The 25,121-nt window shown below is 28.7% G+C and carries 25 protein-coding genes and 1 tRNA gene; 19 read left to right on the top strand and 7 right to left on the bottom strand.

The window, feature by feature from the left end; translation table 11 throughout:
- Positions 1-126: 126 nt before the first annotated feature.
- A complete protein-coding gene (gene greA / locus GCL60_RS11440) occupies positions 127-627 on the top strand; it encodes a transcription elongation factor GreA (RefSeq protein WP_153420792.1) in 501 nt (166 codons plus the stop codon).
- Here the strand turns inward: greA and GCL60_RS11435 are convergent, their stop codons facing one another.
- Positions 628-1,293 (bottom strand): hypothetical protein, encoded by a 666-nt coding sequence (locus GCL60_RS11435; RefSeq protein ID WP_153420791.1) that lies wholly within the window; start codon positions 1,291-1,293, stop codon positions 628-630.
- A gap of 93 nt (positions 1,294-1,386) precedes the next feature.
- On the opposite strand from GCL60_RS11435, the gene GCL60_RS11430 reads away from it, so the two are divergent.
- The 8 genes from GCL60_RS11430 (at position 1,387) to GCL60_RS11395 (ending at position 8,917) form a co-directional block, all read left to right on the top strand.
- Positions 1,387-1,920 (top strand): hypothetical protein, encoded by a 534-nt coding sequence (locus GCL60_RS11430; protein ID WP_153420790.1) that lies wholly within the window; start codon positions 1,387-1,389, stop codon positions 1,918-1,920.
- 9 nt (positions 1,921-1,929) lie between these two features.
- Positions 1,930-2,241 (top strand): hypothetical protein, encoded by a 312-nt coding sequence (locus GCL60_RS11425; protein ID WP_153420789.1) that lies wholly within the window; start codon positions 1,930-1,932, stop codon positions 2,239-2,241.
- Between the two features lies 1 nt (position 2,242).
- On the top strand, positions 2,243-3,307 hold the full coding sequence (locus tag GCL60_RS11420; RefSeq protein WP_153420788.1) for an AI-2E family transporter: 1,065 nt from the start codon (positions 2,243-2,245) through the stop codon (positions 3,305-3,307).
- Positions 3,300-3,938: an RNA polymerase sigma factor gene (locus GCL60_RS11415; RefSeq protein ID WP_161998180.1), complete on the top strand. Its 639-nt coding sequence runs from the start codon at positions 3,300-3,302 to the stop codon at positions 3,936-3,938. The genes GCL60_RS11420 and GCL60_RS11415 overlap by 8 nt, the downstream gene beginning before the upstream one ends.
- A 76-nt stretch (positions 3,939-4,014) precedes the next feature.
- Complete coding sequence (locus GCL60_RS11410; RefSeq protein ID WP_153420786.1) at positions 4,015-4,797, top strand: hypothetical protein; 783 nt, start codon at positions 4,015-4,017, stop codon at positions 4,795-4,797.
- A 133-nt stretch (positions 4,798-4,930) separates the two neighbouring features.
- A complete protein-coding gene (locus tag GCL60_RS11405; protein WP_153420785.1) occupies positions 4,931-6,193 on the top strand; it encodes a tetratricopeptide repeat protein in 1,263 nt (420 codons plus the stop codon).
- Between the two features lie 86 nt (positions 6,194-6,279).
- Positions 6,280-7,548: a tetratricopeptide repeat protein gene (locus GCL60_RS11400; RefSeq protein WP_153420784.1), complete on the top strand. Its 1,269-nt coding sequence runs from the start codon at positions 6,280-6,282 to the stop codon at positions 7,546-7,548.
- A gap of 40 nt (positions 7,549-7,588) precedes the next feature.
- Entirely contained in the window at positions 7,589-8,917 is a 1,329-nt protein-coding gene (locus tag GCL60_RS11395; RefSeq protein WP_153420783.1) for a tetratricopeptide repeat protein, read from the top strand.
- On the opposite strand, the gene GCL60_RS11390 is transcribed toward GCL60_RS11395, so the two are convergent.
- Positions 8,884-9,870 (bottom strand): sensor domain-containing diguanylate cyclase, encoded by a 987-nt coding sequence (locus GCL60_RS11390; protein ID WP_153420782.1) that lies wholly within the window; start codon positions 9,868-9,870, stop codon positions 8,884-8,886. The genes GCL60_RS11395 and GCL60_RS11390 overlap by 34 nt on opposite strands.
- A 9-nt stretch (positions 9,871-9,879) precedes the next feature.
- Positions 9,880-10,347 (bottom strand): STAS domain-containing protein, encoded by a 468-nt coding sequence (locus tag GCL60_RS11385; protein ID WP_153420781.1) that lies wholly within the window; start codon positions 10,345-10,347, stop codon positions 9,880-9,882.
- 124 nt (positions 10,348-10,471) lie between these two features.
- Here GCL60_RS11385 and GCL60_RS11380 point away from each other — a divergent pair.
- From GCL60_RS11380 to GCL60_RS11350, 7 genes are all read left to right on the top strand, one after another.
- A tRNA-Leu gene (locus GCL60_RS11380) sits at positions 10,472-10,557 on the top strand.
- Between the two features lie 222 nt (positions 10,558-10,779).
- Positions 10,780-12,360 carry a S10 family peptidase gene (locus tag GCL60_RS11375; protein ID WP_161998179.1) on the top strand — a complete coding sequence of 527 codons (1,581 nt, stop codon included), beginning with the start codon at positions 10,780-10,782 and terminating at the stop codon, positions 12,358-12,360.
- Between the two features lie 217 nt (positions 12,361-12,577).
- Complete coding sequence (locus tag GCL60_RS11370) at positions 12,578-12,727, top strand: hypothetical protein (RefSeq protein ID WP_153420779.1); 150 nt, start codon at positions 12,578-12,580, stop codon at positions 12,725-12,727.
- Positions 12,728-12,926: 199 nt separating this feature from the next.
- A complete protein-coding gene (gene infC / locus GCL60_RS11365; RefSeq protein ID WP_202614024.1) occupies positions 12,927-13,481 on the top strand; it encodes a translation initiation factor IF-3 in 555 nt (184 codons plus the stop codon).
- A complete protein-coding gene (locus tag GCL60_RS11360) occupies positions 13,478-15,304 on the top strand; it encodes a bifunctional 2',3'-cyclic-nucleotide 2'-phosphodiesterase/3'-nucleotidase (RefSeq protein WP_153420778.1) in 1,827 nt (608 codons plus the stop codon). The genes infC and GCL60_RS11360 overlap by 4 nt, the downstream gene beginning before the upstream one ends.
- 81 nt (positions 15,305-15,385) lie before the next feature.
- Positions 15,386-16,870, top strand: coding sequence for a methyl-accepting chemotaxis protein (locus GCL60_RS11355; protein ID WP_153420777.1), 1,485 nt, complete (start codon positions 15,386-15,388; stop codon positions 16,868-16,870).
- A complete protein-coding gene (locus GCL60_RS11350; protein ID WP_161998178.1) occupies positions 16,863-18,266 on the top strand; it encodes a FecR family protein in 1,404 nt (467 codons plus the stop codon). The genes GCL60_RS11355 and GCL60_RS11350 overlap by 8 nt, the downstream gene beginning before the upstream one ends.
- On the opposite strand, the gene tatC is transcribed toward GCL60_RS11350, so the two are convergent.
- Positions 18,263-19,117 (bottom strand): twin-arginine translocase subunit TatC, encoded by an 855-nt coding sequence (tatC, locus tag GCL60_RS11345; protein ID WP_153420775.1) that lies wholly within the window; start codon positions 19,115-19,117, stop codon positions 18,263-18,265. The two genes, GCL60_RS11350 and tatC, sit on opposite strands and share 4 nt — an antisense overlap.
- Before the next feature lie 497 nt (positions 19,118-19,614).
- Between tatC and GCL60_RS11340 the strand changes: the two genes are divergently transcribed.
- The 3 genes from GCL60_RS11340 (at position 19,615) to GCL60_RS11325 (ending at position 22,253) form a co-directional block, all read left to right on the top strand.
- A complete protein-coding gene (locus GCL60_RS11340; RefSeq protein WP_153420774.1) occupies positions 19,615-19,809 on the top strand; it encodes a Sec-independent protein translocase subunit TatA/TatB in 195 nt (64 codons plus the stop codon).
- A gap of 54 nt (positions 19,810-19,863) precedes the next feature.
- Complete coding sequence (locus tag GCL60_RS11335) at positions 19,864-21,525, top strand: insecticidal delta-endotoxin Cry8Ea1 family protein (protein ID WP_153420773.1); 1,662 nt, start codon at positions 19,864-19,866, stop codon at positions 21,523-21,525.
- A gap of 317 nt (positions 21,526-21,842) precedes the next feature.
- Positions 21,843-22,253, top strand: coding sequence for a hypothetical protein (locus GCL60_RS11325; RefSeq protein ID WP_153420771.1), 411 nt, complete (start codon positions 21,843-21,845; stop codon positions 22,251-22,253).
- Positions 22,254-22,263: 10 nt separating this feature from the next.
- On the opposite strand, the gene GCL60_RS11320 is transcribed toward GCL60_RS11325, so the two are convergent.
- The 3 genes from GCL60_RS11320 to GCL60_RS11310 are packed head-to-tail and all read right to left on the bottom strand — an operon-like array spanning position 22,264 to position 25,119.
- Positions 22,264-23,046 (bottom strand): MnmC family methyltransferase, encoded by a 783-nt coding sequence (locus GCL60_RS11320; RefSeq protein WP_153420770.1) that lies wholly within the window; start codon positions 23,044-23,046, stop codon positions 22,264-22,266.
- 9 nt (positions 23,047-23,055) lie between these two features.
- Entirely contained in the window at positions 23,056-24,051 is a 996-nt protein-coding gene (locus GCL60_RS11315) for a Bug family tripartite tricarboxylate transporter substrate binding protein (RefSeq protein WP_153420769.1), read from the bottom strand.
- A 15-nt stretch (positions 24,052-24,066) separates the two neighbouring features.
- Positions 24,067-25,119: an ABC transporter permease subunit gene (locus GCL60_RS11310; protein WP_153420768.1), complete on the bottom strand. Its 1,053-nt coding sequence runs from the start codon at positions 25,117-25,119 to the stop codon at positions 24,067-24,069.
- Between the last annotated feature and the right edge of the window lie 2 nt (positions 25,120-25,121).

Below are 25,121 nucleotides of genomic sequence, written 5' to 3'. Positions count from 1 at the left end.
GAACTAAAACTAGTTTGTAGGCATTTTGCCTAAAAAACTTCTGGCGAATCGATCTTTGTTATCAAGATAATTGGTGAAAAGTTCGGTTTGTTTCTTTTTTTATCCAAATTATAAAAGGTAATTTTTATGTCAATTGAATCTAATTCTCCAATTCCAATAACCTCGGTTGGACATGAAAAACTGAAAGAAGAGCTAAAAAGACTAAAAACAATTGATAGACCTAAAGTGATTTCTGAAATAGCAGAAGCCCGCGCTCTTGGTGATTTATCTGAAAATGCAGAATATCACGCAGCACGTGAAAAACAGGGATTTATTGAAGGTCGTATTATGGAACTCGAAGACAAATTGGGTCGAGTTCAAATTATTAATGTAGGCAAAGGCAAAACAGATAGAGTTGTATTTGGAGCTATGGTTTCCTTGGTTGACGTTAGCGACGATACAAAAGGCGAAGAAAAGTCTTATAGAATTGTTGGTGATCTTGAAGCAGATATTAAAAATAATGCTATTTCTATTTCAAGCCCCCTTGCAAAATCATTAATTAATAAAGCAGTTGGTGATATCGTAACAGTTAACTTACCTCGCGGCGAAAAATACTACGAAGTAAAAGATATTCAATTTACTGAATAATTAAAAACTTGTATTTGGTAATACTGAATTAATTGCTTGATTAATATCACCAATTTGAAATACAACACCAATTTGTGCAAAGTAACTATTATTTTCAATAGATAAAGTATTTAAATATGTATTAGATGAACCATTATTTAAGTTCATCACATTTTGCCTTCTCCATCCCATTTGAAATAATAGCGATTTATCTCTAGCAATAAAATAATCAAATCCACCGTAAACGGAATACATATCTGGAACGGGTGCAATCACTTTTGCAACTCCCATATCCGTAGTAATTGACATTTCTGGATACCAAATTGCTCCGTATTCAGCCCCAGAAAAAATACGAAATTTCTGTCCTATATTTAATGCTAAACCTGCCATAATTGTAGGAAAAGCCACTCCATATCCTTGCCTTAATTGCCCATACGAGGTCATATCAATTAACAAGCCAGCAGTTGTTCCTACAAAAAAACCAAAGTTTGAAATAATATTTATATGATAAGAGTATCTTATAAATAATCCTGAATTCACTGCTGTTTGGGATAATGCTTTTATTTTTTCCGTTTCAACTGAAGTTGAGTTTTGATTCAAAGTCCAATTAGAATATTCCGCAGAATAGAATAAAGCTAAATTATGCCCAGCTCGAAAGTCAGGAACATATGTATTTTCAGAGACCACATCTTCTTGAGCAAGAAGAACATTAGTAAAAAAAATAGATTGTGTTATAATAGAAAAGTATATGATTATTTTTAAAAAAGGACTTCGTAAAAAATGTCTCTCTTTAGCCAGAAAAATATGATTTCTATTTTTATTTTTTTGTTTCTTATTATAATTATAAACTGTGCGTCGCATCCTTTATATGTTTCCTTAATTGGCTGCTTTGTTTCTTTAGGATTTTTAATTCTTACTTACATAATTCAAAAATACCATATTCAAAAACTATATTTTGTAGCATTTCATCTTATTTCAATTATATTTGCGCTCATTTTTCAAACTCCAGAAGTTTTTGCACTTGCCTTACTTACCCTTCTTTTAAGAGAATCTATTTTACTTGCTAAAAATAGAGCTGAAAAAGGCTCTCGCATACGCCTATTAATGGATCTTGGAATGATAAAACCAAAAAGGCAACTTTCTTTGGTTTTCAAATACACCATGCCATTTGTTATAGCTTCTTTTGCCTGTTCCTTCCTTTCAAATTTATTTACCTTTCCTCCAATAGCTCTTGCTTACTTCGCTCTTTTCCTATTTGCTATAGGTTTTGGAAGCCTTATTGTAGAAGAGCTTTCCTTTGCCGCAACAGAATAGGAGCAAAACATGAGTAATCATAATTTTTCTTTTGATTGGAAAAAAATTCAAGAAACATTATCTGATGCTGCAAAAATTAGTACTAGAGAGATAAAACGCGGTGTCGATGAAGCTAAAAAACAAATTGGAAAAGTACAATTAGTTCAAAAAAGAAAAGAGCTTTTCGCAGAATTAGGAAGAAATTTATACGAAGCATATGAAGATGGACTTCCTGAAGAACTTGAAAAATTATTGAAAGACACAGAGTTATACGAAATCATTCAAGACATTCAGAATACAGATAAAGAACTTATAAAACTTAGAGGCGTAGATAAGGGATAAAATGAAAAGTTACAGAGGAAAAATATTTTTTTTATGTTTCTTTTTAATCACACTCTGTCTTTTTTTATTTTTAAATATTGTCATTGGACCATTAATTATATCATTTGTGGCTGCCTATCTTATTAATCCATTGTTTGAATTTTTAGAAAATAAAGGGATTAAAAGGTCTTTCATTTCCTTTGCAACACTTATTATTCTTACTGTTTTATCCTTACTTGCCATCTGGATATTTTTACCTATTTTATTTGAACAGCTTCAAGGTTTAATTAAACTTCTACCTGGATTTAAAACTTACTTAGAAGGTTCTCTTTTCCCAAAAATTCAAGGATTAATTGCAGAATTAACAGGACAAAAATCGTACAACGTAATTCATTTATATGATTTGTTACCTATTAATGTTGAAAAAGTAAGTGAAACATTAATATCTCGCATAGGAGCGAGTACAAGATTTATTGCATCAATTTTAATTATGGTTATTTTCACACCGTTTTTTTCTTATTTTTTAATGCGTGATTTCAATAAAATTCATAATAAAATATTTGAATTAGTTCCCATTGATATCAAACCTGTTTTTATAGAGTTTATTGAAGAAGTAGATAAAAAATTAAGATCTGTTTTACGTGGTCAGTCTATTGTCATTCTAACATTATGTGTCCTTTATCCAAGTGCATTACTTATAGCTGGTTTACCAACAGCAATTGCCGTTGGCGTTTTAACCGGCTGCGCCCGATTAGTACCCTATATGGATATTCTTGTTGGAAGTTTTCTATGTTTTTTTGTATTAGTTACAAACTCAGCGGATGGACATCTTATTTTAACTGTATCTCTGGCTTTTTTAACGGTACAATGTTTAGATGGATTATTCATCACTCCAAGGATCATGGGAAGATTCTCAGGATTACACCCTTCTCTGGTAATTCTGTCTGTGCTTTGTTTTGGTGATTGGTTTGGGTTTTATGGTATTTTATTAGCTGTGCCTTTAGCAGCAGTTGGAAAAGTATCATTTACTATGATTATAAAGTCATACAAGGAGTCCCAGTTTTACAAAAATGGCAACAATGGATAATACTAAATACGTTGAATCAGTTGTAGAAATTGAATTAAACTGGAACACACAATTTGTATCCCAATCAAAGAAATATTGGGATGCTATGTTTCGTTTTAGTTTCAGTCTTTGTAACAATAAAACCAAAGCGGAAGACATACATCAGACATCATTGCTTAAGTCTTTAAAAGCATTTCAAAAGTTTGTATTAAATTACAATGCTCAAGCAAACTCGAATGAAGAAGTCGATTCCCTGTTTCAAAGTCCTGATATTCAGTATCATTTTAAAAATTGGCTTTTTAGAATTGTCAAAAACACATATATTGATGATAGAGAAGTAAATAAAAAATGGAAGTTTGACTCTTCGGAAGATACTTTAAATACAATTTCTATTGAGTATGCCGAGCCTCTCCAAAATGATTTGTATAATAATACAGATGACTTAAAAAAATCTGAAAAAGAATTTTATCGCCTTGCCCTAGATGACAATTGGAAAAAACGGCTTGATCAGCTCAATGATAGGCAAAGAAGTATCTTATTTCTTGCGGCTGAAGACTATTCCTATAAAGATATCTCAGCTATTCTTGGCATCCCAATAGGTACCGTCATGAGTACGCTATCTCGCACTCTCCAAAAACTAAAGTCAAACTGACAAGATTTGGAATAAAAAAACCTTTTTAATCGTATATACTAAAGAAGGAAGAATTATACTTTGAGGTGTTTTTAAAATGTTACCAAATGATCCAAAATTTGAAAATTTAAAAGAAAATTGGAAGGATCAGGTTAAAAACCATTACAATCAAGTTTCTTTATCTTCAGATCAAAAGCGTATGCTAGAACATTTGCTTTCAAATAAAGCTCAAAAAGAAAAAAATCAGTATTTCAGTAATTTAATTCAAAAATTTAAGAATGTATATCATAAAAACGAAAAAAAAGTATTTTCGCATTTTATCACAGCAGCCGTAGCAGCATCTGTTACATTTGGCCTTTTACATGTTTTTGAAAATTCAAATTATGACTTTATTTCTGAAATGGTTTCTTCCATGCAAGACGCAAATGCAATGCCACCTGACTTTGATCTTGTTGGAGACTCTAATGCTCTCCCACAACTTTCTATGGACTCATTACCAGATCAATCTTTTGAGCCTGTTATTCCAAAACAACTCGCTCAAAGTTATTCGGCTTATGAAGGACGTTTCTTTTTATACAAAGGCCAACAAGGCGTTAGTATTACAATGGAACCCAACCAAAATATACAAAAAACAAAGTTACAACAGTCTAAACCAAGCGTACTTTATATTGTAAAATTAACCAAAAAAAATGAAAACTCATTTCCTAAACAAAAAATACTGAAAAAAATTCAAGCTGCTTCTAGTAAAATTAAGCGCGTTTATGCTTGGCGAGATGGAGCCTACGGCTATGCTATGGTCCAACCACAAGGCATTCAAGAAAATAATTTAGAAGAAAACGTCTTATCCAATGAAGAACAACCTAACGTTACAGCAAATTAAAATTATCATTTATTTATAAAAATCAAATTTAAAAACTTATCTTAAAAATGTCGCTTATCTTTTAAATCTAACTTAAATTATAATATAATTTTAAAAAGTTTAATTTTATTTGCTGATTTCAAGGATTCAGAAAATGGAGCCTATCAAAGAAACCATTTCAGAAAAGAAAACAGTTATATTACTTGTGGAAAGTGAACCCAATGCCCGAAATTATTTAAGTACTGCTATAAAATCTAGTGAAAACTTTGAAGTATTAAACAGTGGATCTATTAGAGATACCATGGAAATACTAAAAGAAAACTATGAAAAAATAGATTTCATATTATTTAATTGGAATTCAATTGAAATACCAGGAAGTACGTTTTCACAAAACATAAGAAAAATATTTAACTATGATCATATTGAACTGATTGCAATTTCACATAATTTAACTCCTGATGATACTTTTTTAATTGCTGAACTTGATATTCATTACACTCTTCCTAAAGTAATAAATAGAGCAGATTTAATTAAAAAACTTGAAGAAGTCAGAAAAGACTATCATTTCACAAAACCTGAATTACAAAAAATAAATGAATTAAAGCATTTTATAAATATAGAAAACCTAGAAAAATGTGAAGAAATTGTTAAAGATGAAAAAGTACTTTATAAGATAAAAAATAATCATAAATTTTTATATTTAAAAGGCGAGCTTCTTATTTTACGCAGACATTACGAAGAAGCAATTCAGTTTTTTAATTCAATGCTAAAAGACAAATCTAAATTGAACACATTTGAAACTCTAAAAACCATGAATACTCTAGGAAAAGCATACTGTTTAGCTGGAAAAAATAAAGAAGCATTAATGATTTTTGAAAAGTTAGAGGCAAAAAGTCCAAAAAATTTAAATCATAAAGTGATGGTTGGAGAAGCTCTTTTAGGATTAGATAAAACATACGAAGCAGAAACTAAATTTCATGAAGTGCTTGAAAAAAATAAAAAAGATAAATCTGCATTAACAGGTCTCATAAAATCAAAATCAATTTCGGGAAATTACGAAGAGGCAAAGTTATTCTATCATCAAATTGAAGGAGATTTTGAAAGTAAATCACTTGCAAGTTATTTTAATAACAGAGGTGTTGTCCTTGTTAAAAGTGATAAGTTTGATGAAGCAATTTCATTTTATAAAAATGCTTTATATTTTTTCAAAAAATATAAAGATCACATTAATTTTAACTTAGGAATGGCATATTATAGATCAAATAGAATTGAAGAAGCAGTAGATTATTTTCAAGAAGTATTAAAGTCTGATGAATTTGAGTCTTTCTCAGATAAAACTTTATTAAAGCTTTTAAAAGAAGAAGGAGCTGATAAATTTATTGAAAAATTCAAAAAATCGACTACACAAATCCCATAATGAATATTTCTTTGAAATTGGTTTTTAATAAATAATTATTTTAAATTTTTAAATAATTATTCTTTTTATGAATTGAAGGAATAAAAATGAAGCCTCACAAAGAGCCCATTTTAGAAAAAAAACTTGTAATATTACTAATAGAAAATTCAGTAGAATTAAGGGCATTTTTTTCTGGGGCTATTAAAAAAAGTCTCAATTTTAATGTTTTAACAGCGGGCACAGCAAACGATGCAAGACAAATATTAATGGATAATTATGAAAGCATAAATTTTATTCTATTTAATTGGATTTCACCTAATATTGCAGGCTCTATTTTTGCTCAAAATATTAGAAAAAATTTTAAATATGATCACATTGAATTAATTACATTTTCCCAGAACTTAAGCGATGAAGATTCTTTTTTATTTTCTGAGCTTGACATTCATTATACAATACCAAAAATTATTAATGGCGCCCAGTTAATAAAAAAACTTGAAGAAATTCGTTCAGACTATCATTTACTAAATCCGGTTTTAAAAAAAATAAATGAACTAAAGCATTATGTAAACGTTGAGGATCTTGAAAATTGTGAAGAAATAATAAAAGATGAAAAAATTCTTCACAAGATACAAAACAATCATAAATACCTATATATATATGGAGAAATATTAATACTAAGAAAAGATTATGATAATGCTATTAAATATTTTGAAGATCTTCTAAAAGATAGATCAAAACTAAACGGAATAGAAACTCTTAAAACGATGAGTACTTTAGGCAAAGCTTACTGCCTAGCTGGACGAAATAAAGAAGCATTAATGATATTTGAAAAACTTGAGTCAAAAAGCCCTAAAAATTTAAATCATAAATTAATGGCTGGAGAAGCACTATTAGGGCTTAATGAACATTATAAAGCCGAATCAAAATTTCATGAAATCCTAGAAAAAAATCCAAAAGATAAGGGAGCTTTGACTGGAATGGTAAAATCAAATTCTATTTCAGGTAAATACGATGTTGCTAAATCTTTTTTTCACCAGATTGAGGGTGAGTTTGAAAGCAAGTCTCTTGCTAGTTACTTTAATAATAGAGGGGTAATGCTAGTAAAGGAAACTAAATTATCTGAAGCAATTTCATTTTACAAAAATGCTCTTTATTTTTTTAAAAAATATAAGGGACATATTAGTTTTAACTTAGGTATGGCTTATTATAGATCTAATAAAATTGAAGAAGCGGCTGAATATTTTAACGAAACATTAAACTCCTCTGATTATGAACTATTATCCGATAAAACTTTGCTTAAAATATTTAAAACAGAAGGCATGCAAAAATTTATTGAAAAATTTAAAAAATCCAATACAGATAAAATTGATGAATAGCATTTAAAATATTAATATTTTTCTTAATTGAAGGATATAAATGAAGCTCCAAAAAGAAACGAAATTAGAAAAAAAACTTGCTGTCTTACTAATAGAAAGTACTGTAGAGCAAAGAACTTTTTTTGCTGCCGCAATAAGATCTAGCGAAAATTTTAGTGTCATAACATGCGGTAATTTTAAAGATGCATTTGAAATTCTTATAAATGATCATGAAAATATAAATTTTATATTATTTAATTGGTCATCATCAGGTATTTCAGGGAATATCTTTGCACAAAAAATAAGAAGTAATTATAAATATGATCATATAGAACTTATTACTTTTGCTCAGAACATGAGCGATGAAGATGCTTATTTATTATCAGAGTTAGATATTCATTATAAAATCCCAAAAATTATCAATGGCAATCAACTCATTAAAAAACTAGAAGAAATTCGTTCTGATTATCATTTAATCAACCCTATTTTAAAAAAAATAAATGAACTTAAACATTATATTCATATGGAAAATCTTGAAAAATGTGAAGAAATTCTAAAAGATGAAAAAATATTACATAAAATAAAAACAAATCACAAGTATCTTTATTTAAAGGGTGAAATTTTAATTTTAAGAGAAAAATATAATGAAGCTATAAATTATTTTCATGAACTTTTAAAAGAAAATCACAAAATGAATAATATAGAGACATTAAAGACTCTAAGTACTATGGGAAAAGCTTACTGTTTAGCAGGAAGGCATAAAGAAGCATTAATGATTTTTCAAAAATTAGAAGCAAAAAGTCCTAAAAATCTCAATCATAAGTTAATGACAGGTGATGCTTATTTAGGGCTTGAAGAAAGTTATGAAGCAGAAACAAAGTATCATGAAGTTTTGGATAAAAGTCCAAAACACAAAGGTGCTCTAACAGGAATGGTTAAAGCTAATGCAATTGCTGGTAAATTTGATGTTGCAAAATCATTTTTTGATCAAATAGAAGGTGAGTTTGAAAGTAGATCTTTAGCAAGTTACTTTAATAATAGAGGTGTTATTCTAATAAAAGAAAACAAAGTAACTGAAGCGATTGCTTTTTATAAAAATGCATTACCTTTTTTTAAAAAATATAGAGGCCAAATACATTTTAATATTGGAATGGCTTTTGCTAGATGTAATAAAATGAATGAAGCGGCAAAATACTTCAATGAAGCTCTAAATTCAGACGGAAGTGAGTTCATTGAAGATAAAACGTTAATTAAGATTTTTAAAGAATATGGGGTTGAGAAGTTTATTGAAAATTTTAAAATATTAAATCCTATCGCTATGGAAAATTTAAATAGGGATGAATGCGAAAATGGATTTCAAACTTCTGGATTCGATGCTAAAAAAGATTGAACTGGAATTTGTCCCGAACCAAAATCAACATAAACTATATTTCTTCCATTTTCTTTGGCATGATACAAACATTCATCCGCTCTCTTTACAGCACTCTCTTTAGAATCTTCAACGGATTTTATCAAAGTAACACCAACGCTTGTCGTAACAGGAATTCGTGTTCCATTAAATACATATTCATTATTTTGTATCGCAAGTCTAAACTTTTCTGCTGCAACAGCAGCCCCTCTTTCAGAGGTTTCAAAAATTAAAACGAGCAACTCTTCACCACCGTAACGCCCTAAAACATCAGAACGCCGACTGTGTGTCTTAAGAATACGTGCCGTCTCAGCAAGAACAAAGTCACCAGCTTGGTGACCATAAGTATCATTCACCGTTTTAAATTTATCTAAGTCAAACATAATAACGGAAAGCCTAGGCGGTACATTTCCTGTCTTACAACGCTCAAATTCTTTATCAATTTGCTCTTCAAAGTAACGGCGCGTATATAAACCCGTTAACGGATCTGTAATAGACTGAATAGATTTGTCTTTATACTTAGACTGTAAGTTTGTTTCTGCAGTAACATCTCTTAATAACAAACAAGCACCAAGCATTTTTCCATCCGATTCATAATACGGATAACTGCTAATAATTAGAGTCAGATTTTTTCTATTTGTTACATTAACTGCTGGCACTTCGTCGATACGAGTAGGTGAGTTCGATTCAAGCAATTGATCTATGGCGCTTTTATCACTACCCGGTAACGAGGTTAAAAGCATTTCTTTTAAATTATCAATTCTTCTTATATCTATCGATCTCAATTCAACAATTTGACAAAAAGCCGCATTAAATTTTAAAACTTTATGCTCTTTGTTAATTAAAACAAACGCATCTAGAAATACACGTGTAAAATCACGATGTATTTCAAATTTTTCAATTAATCTTGAGTCGAGTACGTTTTGATTCTCCAAAATGGCACCTCAACGCATTAAAAATACAAAATATTCATCCTCAAGTTCTTCAGTCTGCATAGCACAATCATCGTTATCGCATTTCGGTGCTGGAGGATATGTCTTTGGAGGAAGACTTGCTGTTTCAAATAATTTTTTGTCTTCTTTATTACAGACTTCACAAATATAATTTACATAAAAACTAGAAACAGACGCTTTTCCTAAAAAACTAGGAATCATGTTAATTTGCATAATTATATCTGTTGTACATTCACTAAATAATATTTTTTTGCCTTCCTCTAATGACCTCAAAAAACTTACCCAAGCCCTCACTCCAAGAGAGTTAATGCTTTTTACCTGTGAAAAGTTAAAAACGATCTTTTTCGTATCTTTTAATTCCGAAAACAGATTTTTAAATGAGATCTCAGAATCCTCATTAATAACCCCTACCAGGCTTACGTTTTTTCCATCATCTTGTTGTACGATGGAGTATTCCACTGTTTCCCCTCCGCTAAAAGTCTATATGTAAGTTCTCGTATTATCTTACCAAGATTTTAACACAATAAGATTTTATAGAGAAATTCTTGACATTCGAGGCAACGATTACTAAGCAAGTAGGGTTGCTCTTGTGGCGGAACTGGTAGACGCGCGCGACTCAAAATCGCGTTTCCTCCGGAAGTGGGAGTTCGATTCTCCCCGGGAGCACCATAATAATAAGACCTGTATCCACTTATTTAATATCTTTAAATTTCCAGTTTCTTATTTTTTCCAAACTAAACAAATAAAAGTTTAAGCTTTTTAATAAAAATTTTCTATCCTAAATCTTATTTTACATATCGTAAAATAAATACAACAAATTGATTATTTTTTATATAGTCTCTCATGAAAACTGTTACCATAAATATACTAAAAATAATTCAAGGAGAAATAATGTTTCTTTTTTATAATCTAAAAAAAATACTCCTATTTATAACAATTTTTCTAAATTTTTTCTTTTTAACAACTGCATGTAGTAAGAACAAAGATAAAAAAAATTCAGATAATATTTTAAATACAAAAATAGAATCTGGATATATTGAAGTATCAAAAGGAAATAATTTATTTTATTATTTAGTAAAATCAAAAAAAGAAAAAGCACCATTAATTATTCACTTTTCTGGCGGCCCGGGCGCATCTTCCATGGCCCCTGCTTTTAACTCTTATGGGCCATTTCTTATAAATGAACCATTTAGTCATGATTTAGATTATAAACTAAAAATAAATCCTTATTCTTGGAATCAGTTTTCAAATGTTGTTTTTTTAGAACAAACTCGTTATGTGGGTTATTCCTATGGAACGGGTAGTTATGTTACTTCATTAAATACTTCTGGAAAAGAATTTATTTCTTGGATAATAGAGTTTTATAAAAAATATCCTGAATTTCAAAGTCGCCCTCTTTATTTATCAGGAGAATCTGCAGGTGGTGAGTTTATTGCGCAATTTTCTCATCAAATAATAGAATATAATAAATTAAATAAAGATAATAAAATTCCTCTAACAGGTCTTTTTGCACAATCAGCTGTCATTGGAAACGCGGATGAAACTCCAGCAACATCTAAATTGTTTTTTCTTTGTAATGAAGGCTTTTTATCAAAAGAATCGTGCACGATAGACAAAGCTGGAAGTGTAAAAAATATTATGAATGATTGTATTCAAAAAATTTCAAAAAAACAGGGAATCCCAATTGAAAAAGTTAAAATTAAAGATATTTCCAATGAAGTTGATTCAGAAAAAGGAGATCTTAAAAAGGTTTGTTCACAATATGAAAATGAAATAAAATTTCATGCATTAAAAACCAAAAAGTTTATAGTTCCAAATGATCCTATTTACCCTATTGAATTAAGAAATCAATTAATCCATATGCCCATTTTATCTTTTATATTTACTGCAAATTCACAGATAAGTAAACATTTTAATTATTCTCCAAATCCTTATAATATGAAAAAAAATTGCCAACAAAGCAATTTCTTTCCTCCGTGGTGTTACGATGGTTATAAATTATCTCACTTTTTTAATGACCCAGAAATTAAAAATTGGATAGGAAATGGAAAGATTCCAAAAAACTTAGAGTGGAAATTTGCTAGTTTTCCAATAAATCTTGTCCTATCTTCCTTTGATGAAGAGTATAGAAATACCGATTTATATTATTCAGAAGCTTTAAAAAATAATATTAAAGTATTTATAGTAAATGCCAAAAATGATTATGATGTGAATTACGTTTCTGCTCAGGCAATTGTAAGCAAAATTTCTTTAAATGCCTTCGGAAAAGATATTTTTAACTCATTTCCTGCAAGTTCTAATGAATTCGAAAAACAATATGTGATATCAAATGACAAGAAACAAGAAGTGGCTGAATTTAAAACTTTTAAAAATTTGATGTTTATTCAAATAAACAATTCGGGTCATATGGTTGGATTTGACCAACCTGAATCCGTATTTCAAATTACTAAAAATATTTTAGGTGTAAAATGAATAAAGTACAGCGAATCATTAAACTAGTTCAATATTTATGTCTACTTCTTTCACTTTATCGAACATCAAAACCCTTTTTTTAGTTTTAAGCTGTAGACAAGGTCTCTAAATTTCCTTGTCAAACGGAAAAAAATGAGGCATGGTTGCAATTTCTATGGATGATCTTTAATTTAGTTTCATTCGTTTTTAATTTAATCAATATTATTAAGAGGTTAAAATGACTTCACCTACGGACAAAACAAATCGCTGCCGCGATGCGAAAAAAGTAAAAATGGGTAAAAAAGCGAAGAACAAGCTTCGTAAAACAGGAACAACTCCAAAGTTGTTTACTCTTAACAAACCAACTCAAAATGAGCTTAAAAATTAATTTTCCTACAAATGCTTATTTTATAAGAGAAGAAAATCCATACCCATTCGTGCATATGAAGTTAAATTTTGCACGCTACAGTTGAGAATTTTCTTCTCTTTTTTTATTTTTTATAGAAGACATGGTAAATTCTGAATGTTCATCAAAAGAAGACTATTCTTCACTGTTTATACCACTTTCAAAGGAGATTGCACACAATATGCGTCCAATGGGAAACCAACAAACTCGTAACCCCGCACAAGATGGTCCAAGAATTAATGATCGCATCAAAGCAACTGAGGTTCGTCTTATTTCCGATACTGGCGAACAAGTAGGAGTATTACCCATCCGTGAAGCTCTTTCTAGAGCAGAAGAGTTAGGGCTCGACTTAGTTGAAGTTTCACCTGACGCAAAACCTCCTGTGTGTCGTCTTATTGACTACGGCAAGTTCAAATATCAGCAAAGCAAAAAAGCTCAAGAAGCTAAGAAAAAACAAGTTGTTATTGAAGTTAAAGAAATCAATTTAACCCCAAATACAGACAAACATGACATTGAGACAAAACAAAATCATATTAAAAGATGGATTGCCGAAAAAGCTCGTGTTCGTGTTGGAGTTAAATTTAGAGGGCGTGAAATGTCGCACATTGATTTAGGGTACAAAGCACTTCAAGAACTTATGACTGGTTTAGAAGAAATTGTTATTCAGGAGTCATCACCACGCATGGAAGGACGTAGATTGGTCGTCACCCTTCTTCCAAAAAGCGAAAAAGTATGACATCTCCCCCCAATTGTTATCAATTGGCGATTTTGGAAACTTCTGACTTGCATTGTTATATCGTTCCTTACGATTACTACAATGACAAAAAGTCAGAGGTTTTTGGGTTAGCTAAAACAGCTACCTTAATAAAAAAATTTCAAAAAATTTATAAAAATAATATTTTGGTTGATAATGGGGATTTAATCCAAGGCAATGCCTTATCAGATTATGTTAGCAGATATAAGCCGCTCGAAAAAGATAAAAATCATCCCATATTTAAAGTTATGAATTATTTAAATTATGATATCGCAACGGTTGGAAATCATGATTTTAATTATGGGCTCGAATTTTTAAAAAGAGTAACAAATCAAGCAAAGTTTCCATATATTTGTTCAAATATTTATTTATTTGATGAAAACAAAGAAAATAATATGGGAGAGTCATTATATCCTGAAAGTTATATCATTGAAAAAAAATTTGAGGATAATGCATCCATTAAAATTGGATTTATTGGAGTTGCACCACCTCAAATTTTAATTTGGGATAAACATATTCTCGATAATAAAATCATTATAAAAGATATTGTTGAATCTTCAAAAAAACAAGCTATTCAATTAAAAAAAAATGGCGCCGATCTTGTTATAGCTCTTGCACATAGTGGAATTTTGCCGCTTAAATATATAAAAAACACTGAGAATGCCGTTTATGAATTAACAAAAATCAAACAAATTGATGCTGTTTTTTCTGGTCATGCTCATAATATTTTCCCAGGCGGAAAAGTTTTTCAAAATCTTGATAAATATAAAATAGATAATACTATTGGAAAAATAAATAATATTCCTGTCGTTATGCCTGGCGCTCTTGGAAGCCATTTAGGAATAATACGTTTTAATTTAGAAAAGAAAAAAAATGTTTGGAAAATCAATCAAAGTTTTTCTGAAATACATAGCGTCAAAGATGTTGAACCCGATTCAAAAGTAATTTCACTAGTTGAAGAAGAAAATAAAAATGTTTTAAATTACATACGCTCTTACGTTGGCAAAAGTAATATTCATTTTTATTCTTGGTTTTCTTCATTAGGAAACTCTTATACTTCGCAATTTATTCAAAAGACAGCCATAGAATTTGCCTCAAATAAATTTAAGAATACTAAATGGGAAAACCTCCCATTTTTATGCTCCTTTGCACCTTTAAATACCGGAACACATGGAAGTTCTTTTATTAATATTCCTAAAGGCCCATTAGCAATTAAAGATATCTCAAATTTATACCCCTATGATAATGAAATAAAAGTTTTACTTGTTAATGGTGAACAAATAAAAGACTGGCTTGAATTTTCTGCTCAAACTTTTAACCAAATTAATGTTACCTCTAGCGAAGAAATTTTTTTATTAAATCCTTTATTTCCAACATTTAACTTTGACTGTATTTTTGGAATTACTTATGAGATAGATTTAACAAAACCATTGGGTAATCGTATTTTAAATATTCAATTTAATAAAAGAAAAATCAAACCAAAACAATTATTTGGTGTTGTAACAAATAACTATCGTGCAGCTGGTGGTGGCAACTTTCCCAATATAAATAAATTTAAAACAATTTTAGATAGCACTGAATTATATAGAAATATTTTAATTGAAAAAGTAAAAAATACAAAAGTAATCGATTTCACACTCGAAGAAAATTGGAAAATTTTACCAATAATTACTCCAAATAAACAAACCGTTTATTTTGAAAGTTCTTTAGATTCAATTCCATATCATCCTCCCTTTTTAGTTTTACACTCCAAAGATGAATCTCTTAAAAAAGCAAAATACCGTATCGATGTGACAAAATTTTGATAGTACTCTCAAAATCCCAATAATATAATATTAATAAATAGATTCTATTCTAGATTTCGATCTCAGCTGAAAGAAAACATTATGATTTCAAGACTTAGTATTAAACAAAAAATGATTTTTTGGAATATATTATTAGTCATTATATTTACGTTAACATTGATCTATCTTGGAAATGAATCTATGGATAGATTAATGGAAGAAAAAAAAACACAAATAAGAAATTTAACAGACTCTGCTGCTGGCATTGTTTATAGATATATAAATCTTGAAAAAGATGGAAAAATATCACACGAAGAAGCTGTCGATGGAATTAAGATAGCAATAAACGCTGCTCGTTATGATGGTGATAATTACTTTTTTATTGGTGACCATGAAAGAAAACAAATTGTAAACCCTAAGCGCCCTAAAGATGACAATGTCATTCAAAATTCAACACAATATAAAAAGTTTGTTGAAATATTAGAAAGAAACAAAGGGCCAGATTATTTAACCTATTTTACAACAAAACCAGGAACTACAGATGAATTTCCTAAGTTAACTTATTTAAAACCTATACCTGAATGGAAATGGTATATAGGCACTGGAATTTATATTGATGACCTTGATAGGCAAAAACGAAAAAATATTTATGTAGAAGGTAGTATTTGTATTTTTTTAAGTATTTTTCTAATTTCTGGCGGCCTTATTTTAGCAAATTACATTGCAGTTCCTTTATCAAAATTAACAAATCTTCTAAAAACATCTTCAAAAAATATGGAAGAAAAATGCGATTATTTGACTAAAATGAGTGAAAATGTAGGAAGCTCTTCAAAAAGCCAAGCAAACTCAATTCAAGAAACCGCTGCTGCCATTGAAGAAGTAACAAGTATGATTGCAAGGACATCTACTTTGACAAATAATTCAGAGAATTTATCTAAAACAATTAGCGAACAAACTGTTGCAGGAAATGAAGCCGTTAAAGAAATGGTTGCTTCAATGGCAGCTATCCAGGAAGCAAGTCAAAAGCTATCCGAAATTGAAGAAATTATCATTCAAATTGAAAATAAAGCTATGGTAATTAATGATATTGTTTCAAAAACCGAATTGCTTTCATTAAATGCCTCCATTGAATCCGCAAGGGCGGGTGAATATGGAAAAGGGTTTGCAGTGGTAGCAGAAGAAGTTGGAAACCTAGCAAAAACGAGTGGAAAATCTTCAAATGAAATAAGAGAATTATTGGATAAAAGTAGAGTAAATGTAAAAAACATTTTGGAATTAACTGTTTCACGAGTTTCTGAAGGACAAAATAAAACACATGAAGTTTCAAATATATTTAGTAAAATTATTACAGATGTAAATGAAATTCAAACTCAAATGACACAAATTACAGAAGCTACAAAAGAACAAGAAATCGGTGTAAAACATATTTCAAATGCTATGTCTAAAATAGATGTTTCAGCAATAAAAAACTTAGAAAGCGCAGAAAAATCAATTGAAGCTTCAAAAGATATTCTTGATATTAGCAAAGATTTAAAAGAAATCACATTTAAAACAGAAAATATCGTTTATGGAGTTAAAATTGCTTAAAAATAAAAGCATAATTAAAATAATTTTAATTTTTATTTTAACGTCTTTTAATATATTAAAGGCTTTTTCCCAAGAGGAAGAAGTTGGAAAAATTGACAATATTATTGGAAAAGCAGAAGTTTTTAAAGGTAAAGAAACAGTAGAATTAAAAAAAGGAGATCTTGTTCATCCTTCTGATACAATAAGAACAAAAGAAAATGCCCTTGTCAAAATTATATTTTTTGATGGAGCAGATATCATTTTATATGAAAATTCAGAATTAAATATAAAAGAATATAAAGTTGATTTAGAATCGGATCAAAAAAGTTTAAAAAGTATTTTTGAAAATATAAAAGGAAAAATTAGATTTTTTGTAAAACCAGATAAAAATATCAATAATGATGTTAAATATAAAACTTCAAATGCCGTAATGGGTGTTCGAGGTACAGGCGGATTTATTGTAGCCCCAGAAAATGCAACAGAAACTCAATTGGTAGTAACTACTGGAAAAGTAGAACTGAGCAATCCTTCAACCCCCGAAGTTGTGCAAGAAGTAAAAGAGAATCAATGGGGAAAAATAGAAGGTGACAAACCGCCTCCACCACCTGAACCTGTTACTCCTGAATTAATAGCAGCCTTAAAAGTTACTTTACCAGAAGGTTTTGATAATCCTCAACCAGCAGTTGATGAGGAAAAAGAAGAAGAAAATGAATCTAAATCATCTACTCCAGATCCTATTGTTCCTGTTGAAGGAAAAAATGAAGAAAGCGAATATTTTCGAATAGGCCCCATGGCTAGTTTTGGATTTTTTCAGTTTTTTTCAATTGGAGCAGAAGCACGTCTCTTTCATTTTTTAGGAATAAGTGCAAGTTATGGTGGAATTAGCAATTTTAATTTAAAAAATTATCCCAGTTTAGAGGATAGAATAAATCACAATAATAATAACACTCCAATTCAAGACACTTCTGGAAATATCCAACATTTAGAAGGGAGAGTCGTTATTTATCCCTTTTTCGGTTCACTATTTATAGGCACAGCATTTGGCTTTAGACATTTACAAGCAACTGTTGATGGATGTGAATATATTAGCCAGTTTGGTAATGACAACTCTTGTGTTCCTTTAAGAGCACATTTAACAGTAGATACTGTTTATTTTGCGCCTCAAATTGGTTGGATGGCTGTTTTTGACAACGGCTTTACACTAGGAACGGAACTTGGAGTTCAAATCCCTGTGACTTCAGGAAATGAAAATTTTTGGAGTGAAATTTTAACGACAGACCAAAAACAATATTCTCTTGTAGCAAACTCTTATGCTTACCAAGACTTTCAAAGACAAATAAGAGATAATTTTGGTGATTATTTTAGATCTAAAACACTTCCATTTTGGAATATTATAAAAATTGGCTGGATGTTTTAAGACTTACTAATTTCAATTAGCATTCTTTTTTCTTCTATTTTTTTAATAAAATATATAGATATTTCAGTCATAAAATACATCGGTAAAGCAATTAAACATAAACTTAAAACTTCAGGAGGGGATAGAATAGCACCAATGATAAAACATAATATAAAAGTTATTTTTCTATTCTTTTTTAATAAGTCAGATGAAATAAGTCCTGCCATTCCTAATAAAGACAAAATGACTGGAATTTCAAAAACAATTCCAAATATAAATATTAATATTATTAATGAATTGAAGTAATTCTCATAAGTAATCATAACATGAGCATATTGACTTGACCAAGTAAGAGCATTAGAAAAGAAATAGGGAATTACCAAATAAAAACCAAATGCAATACCCGTGTAAAATAAAATGACACTTGCTACAATAAATACTTGTGCGATCTTTTTTTCATTTTCATAAAGAGCCGGAACTATAAATTTCCAAAGTTCTCTTAAAATAAAAGGTAAACTGATGGAAAGTCCGATTAAAAAACAAATTTTAAAGTTAACCGTAATTACTTCGAAAATACTTATAGAAGATAAATTTTGTGTTAACAGATTATTTTTATATAATTTAATAGAATTATTGTATGGTTTTTCTAAGAAATTTATAATAGGATTCATAAAAACAAAAGAAATTGAAGAAAAAAAAGCAAGCCAAATTATAGAGTAAATGCAATGTTTTCTGAGCTCTTGAATATGCCAAAACAAAGATAATTCATCTTCATTATTATTAACTTCAGACTTTCTTTTAGAAAATTTTTTTATATTATTATGAAAAATAGTTGAAATATATAATACTGGATTAAATTTTAAGCGTTTCATTTTAAAAATCCCTAATAAAAAATAACTTTTATGTTACTCTTTAAGTTTTGAATTAATTTCTTTAACATTTCTATTAATAATAGAAAAATCATCATTTAAAGAGATTTTATGAATATCTTTTTGAACTTCTTTCCATGAAATTTCAATATCTGAAATAACTTTTTTTGACTTATTTATTCCACGAGCTGCTTTTTTTAAATTTTCAGGAGTTTTTCATTACCAAATAAAATAAGCATTAAAAATGAAATAAATATAATTTCACCGATACTTAAACCAAACATGAAAGCACTCCTAAATTTTAAAATTAATAATAAAGATATAAAAATCCAATTAATACCTCTTCAAACATAAAGATATTAATTTTTATTTAAAATGTCCACTTTTATTACATATAAATTCGCGTTGACTTATTTTATTAACTAACTTACCAATTATTTTGTAAGCATATTTTATTTAAGATGTTATCATTGTAAAAACTGAATATATTGAGGTTAATTATGCATTCTTTTAGCTTTGGAGAACTTGCTCTAATTTTTGGAATTGTAATTGTTCTTTTTGGAGGAAATCGCCTTTCTTCCATTGGAAAATCATTAGGAGAAGGAATTTCTAATTTTAAAAAAGGCTTAAATAGCCATAATGAAAATGAAGAAAATTCAATAATTTCAGCTAAATTAACAGATAATAAAAAATAATTTTTTTGTTTAAATTTTTATATTTAATTAATTTCTAATATAAGAGATAAAAAAATGACAAATTTTCCTGAAACAAACAAATTGTTACCTAATGATTTTAACAAGACATCAAACTCATCAAAAAAACGCCGATTATTATTAAAAAGCTCTGCAATTGCTATAGCTAGTTGTATGATAATTCATAAAAGAACATTCGCTAACTCATTTATAAATTCTAATCAAATTTCAAAAAATACATATCTAGATATAGATCAAAATGATCTTTTAAATGATCTTAGAGCAACAATTCTTTTTGGTATTGGCGAGATTCCTGAAATTGGTGGTTTTATATCACTTTTAATAGGTTTCTTTTGGCCAGAATCATCAAAAGATGTTTGGGATGAAATAAAGGAAAAAGTTGAAAAATTAGTGGATCAAAAAATTGATGAAGAGGTATATCAGCTTGTAAAAGAGGATCTAACAGGTCTTGGAAATATATTAAAGGCATATAACAATGCTATTAAAATTAGTGATGACCCTGCATTTATTTCTGAAAATTTTGTATCTTGTGATATCCAATTTAGAGCTCAACTTCCTCATTTTTCAAGTAAGGGTCACGAAGAATCACTCCTCCCTCTTTATTCAATTTATGCTATATTACACTTAACATTATTAAGAGATGGCATTCTAAACTCAGATAAAATGGCCTGGAAACCTAATACAAAACAATTATACATTGATGACATATCAAATTTTATAAAAGAATATTGTGATTATATTGATTCAACTTATAAAGCAATTCAAGCCAAAGCGAATGCTCAAGCTGAAACCGAAGCTCAAAATGACTTTTATGGTGTTAAATATTTTCGCATCAAGAATGATTGTTATCGTAAATATCAGCTAGCAGCTCTCGATTTCCGAGAAATTTATCCCTATTTTGATCCTATAAAATACCCAAGTAAAGTTACTGTTAACTTAACTCGAGTTCTTTATTGTGGTCCTTTTGGAGGGAATGATAATGGATTTAAAATTGAAGAAATTCCTCAAGGCAGAAGTGATCATTTGGTACCACCTTCAAGTTTTAGTCTTTATTCAGGTGGAAACAAATGGAGTGATGATGATGGTTATGACGGCGGTGTAACTGGTTATACAAGACGTACTCCTGGTTTTGACGACGATTATTTCGGTACTTATAATCCAGCTGGTGGAAATATTTACATTGATTGCTCAATAGAAAATGGAGGCCCTATTACAGAGTTTTGGGCACGTAATGACACATCTATTTATTCTTTGCGTTTAGTTCATAAGAGTGGCAAAAAAGAGCCTTTAGCTGGCGGCTGCAGTGCAACAAGACCAATTAATGCGATGTGTAGTATTCCCGGACATTTGCTTGTCGATATGTATGGCACTTCAATGAGTAATGATAATCGTGGAATGGTAGGATGCATCGTACCAGGTTTTCAATTAGAAAATATGGGACATTCAAATGACCCTTCCTTTCTTTTGCCTAAAATTTATTTAAGTTCAATTAAAGAACCCTCTGTAGATGATTTAATACAAGCAGTGAGCCATATTCCTTTGAAAGAACAACAATATTCATTAGCTCTTAAAAATCATTCCACAGATATTTATAATTTTATTTCTTCAAATATTTCTATTTGGCAACAAAATAGATCTCAATTTTGGAAAAGCTGTGAGCAAGCTTATATAAGAAAAAATTTAAATAATTCGCAATAAAATAAATCAATCTATTTAAGGCATTCACTATTTCATTGACATTTTTATAATTTCGTATTAGAAAAAAGAGTCAATTAAAAATAATGAATTAAAAATAAATAGAGGTTAATATGAAAAAAACAATTTGCTTTATTCTATTAGCATTAAATTTAGTAGGCTTTACTAGTTATGCATCTAATGTATATACTAAATGCAAAAATAAAAATATTAAAGTCTGCAGCATTTATCAACCACCTCCTTATCTTTCCATTCATAATTATTATCATTTTTTTTGATATTGGAAAAATAAATATATTTATATATTGAGGTATTAAAATATGAATATACTAAAAATATTTTCATTAGTATCTTTAATTTCTTATACAAATATTTCTTATTCGCAAACAAAAACAAATGTTGCCTGTACAAGTTCACAAAATTATAAAATATGGCGCTGGGCAAAAGATCCTTCTGGAAAAAGAGTTGAAGTAACTGGTTATTGGAAATTACATAAAGAAAAAAAAATTGATTACGCTCCAAAGTATTTTTTTATAACAACAGAAGAAGAAATTGAAAGAATAAAACAGTTTTGTGGACCTAATGATTATATTCAAGCAGCAGATTCTTGGTATTCTAATTGGTATCGTTTCGCATATGTCATAAACGATAAACCGTTTGAAATTGAGATTGAGCCAGGATTTTGGGGTTGGCATGATAAAGGGATATTACAAGAAAAATATTTTGATTAATTTAAATTTTTTATATTAAATTTCTTTCTGCATAAATACACTCTCTTTTTCCAGAAAATCCCTTTTTTTTATGAATAAGAAACTTATTTAATTTTAGGATTTTTTTTAATATATTTTTAGATGCATAAGTTGCAAATATACATTTATTTTCTGCGTTTTTTGTACTCAAAATATTCTGAATTAAATTTTCTTCCCAAAGTTCAGGAGATGAATTTGAACTAAAGGCATCAAAAAAAATTCCATAGACTGGTATTTTAAGAATTGTTGAATTTAAAAACTTTTGATTGAAATTAATTTTGTTTGCCATAATAAGATTTTTAATTTCCAACTTTAATATATTTTTATCAAGCTCAAAATAATTACTGCTCAATTCAAGAATATTTTCATAACAATTTTTGAATGGTAAAGGAATTTCTTTTTCTAAAAAATAAGACCTAAAAAAATGAATTAATCTGGCTTCACCCTCAAAAGATTCTATGCAAAATTCATTTATATTATTTTTTAAATATAAATTTTTCATTAAATAAGCAACAATCATAATTTCTATATAACCAGCACCAAGTCCTATAGATAAAAAAATGGGCTTTAAGTTATTTTTTACTATGCTTTCAAGAACTGGTAGGTAAATATATATGGTCTCTGAAAAAGCCCCACTTTCACTGTGCATCAACTCAGATTGATTTTCATTTTTACCTATTTTAATACTTATAGAATTATCTAAGGTTTTTATAAAATCTGCAGAAAAATCTTTACCCTCATTATAATGAGAAATTAAATTAATTACTTTTTTCAATACAACAACTCACTTTTCATTTAAAGAAAATATTATTTTTTGAATATTATCTCTTTTTTGTTCTATAAAATTTTGGATATCTTTACTCTTAACATTTATATTTATAATATGATTATCTTTTGAAAAATATAACCAATTTAAATTGGTAAATAATTTATCTATAATATTATTATAAAACTTTATTTTTTCGGGAGATGATTTTGAATTAATATAAATAATTCGATAATTCATTAAACAATTAGAAATACCTAATTCTTTAAATGTAGGAGCATTAGGACATTCTTTTAAGCGTTTATCAGAACAAATTGCTAAAATTTTAATTTTTTTATCTACAATATTTTTTATATTTTCAGAAAAACTTGTACTTAATATCCCGTTTTCATCTTGCAAAAATTTATCGAACGCCTTTCCCCCTCCATTAGATTCAACATATTGAACTTCAGAAGATTTCAAATCATACTTTTTTGCCGTTAACAAAAAATTTATATGATCGATTCCTTTTTCTTTAGACCCCCCGTAGACTTTAAACTTGTCTTTATTTTTTTTAAATTCTTGCATTAATTCTTCTTCATTTTTAAATGAACTACTTCTATTTACTGCTATAATGGGATAATCTTCAGATATGATTGCAAGTGGAGTCAATTTTTTTAACAAATCTTTATCCTGAGACAAATTTCCTTGAAGATCATTTACATGAGCACCCAAAGAAGCAATTAAAAAACCATTTTCATTCGCATTCATTTTTAAAAATTCTTCAATACCTTTACTAGCTCCTATGCCTGAAATATTTTCATACTGAATTTTTTTTATTATTTTTTCATCGTTTAAAAACTCTCCTATCTTTCTTGCTATATAGTCATTTCCTCCATTTTTTTCAGCAGGAATTATTATTTTTAAGTTATTTTCAATAGCAAAAGAATTTAAAGAATAAACTCCAAAAACAGGATATCCAATATAGCAAATAAATAATTTATAAAAATTTTTTATCTTAAATTTTTTTATCATTTTATTATCCCCTTTTTATCCATTTACTTTTGGATCAAATGTTTTTCTCAAAGCCTGACCAATTAAACTAACTGAAATTAAAATAAGAAGAATTGTAACTACAGGTGAAATTAAAAGCCATGGAGCATTTTGAATATTATCCCTTCCTTGAGACATAAGCTCCCCTAAACTTGGTGTTGGAGGCGGTAATCCAAAACCTAAATAATCTAAGGCAGCGAGTAAAGAAACGCCTCCCTCAATTGCAAATGGGCTTAATGTTATTAAAGGAGTTAATGAATTGGGCAAAATATGTTTTAATAAAACTCGAAAGTGTGAACCGCCTAAAGCAATTGATGCCTCACAAAATTCACGTTTACGAATAGATAAAACATTTGCTCTAATTTGACTTGCAATTCCCATCCATCCAAATATCAAAACTAAAAAAAGAATAATCCAAAAAGATTGGCTTTTTGTAATTGCTGTTACCAGAATTACTAATGTTAACATAGGAATAATTGCTGTTAACTCTTTAAATCGCTCTAAAACAAAATCAAAAATTCCCAAAAAATATCCTTGTAAAGCGCCAATACATGTTCCTAAAAAATAAGAAATAATCCATAAAACAATAGAAAATCCTAATGAAATTCGAACTCCATAAATTAGTCTTGCAAAAATATCCCTACCCAAATTATCTGTGCCAAGCCAATGAATAGCTGATGGAGGACTTAAACTTGAATCGGATTGTTCTTCTGCATCCCATTTATTCAAAGGATAAATAGAAAATGTTTTTATATTATTTTTTTTATCATTATCCTCTAAAATTTTGTAATCAACAATAAAGGAATCTAAAATATGAAAGTCCTGAGGCTGATAATTTATGAAAACAGGAAAATATAATTTGCTTCTAAAAATATTTATTTTATGATTTTCATTATTTATTTCAGACCGAATTAATAATATAGGTTTATTATTTGATATAAAATTTGCAAAAATAGCTGCAAATAATATAATTATAAAGACAATCAATCCAAGAATTGCTTTTTTTTGAGAGAAAAATGTTTTCCATTTTCTTTTCATAATTGATGTCATAA

Origin of the sequence: Silvanigrella paludirubra (assembly GCF_009208775.1) — a bacterium.
GTDB classification, from domain to species: domain Bacteria; phylum Bdellovibrionota_B; class Oligoflexia; order Silvanigrellales; family Silvanigrellaceae; genus Silvanigrella; species Silvanigrella paludirubra.
Note: the sequence above shows the minus strand (reverse complement) of the source record. Positions and strands in the feature narration are given on the sequence as shown.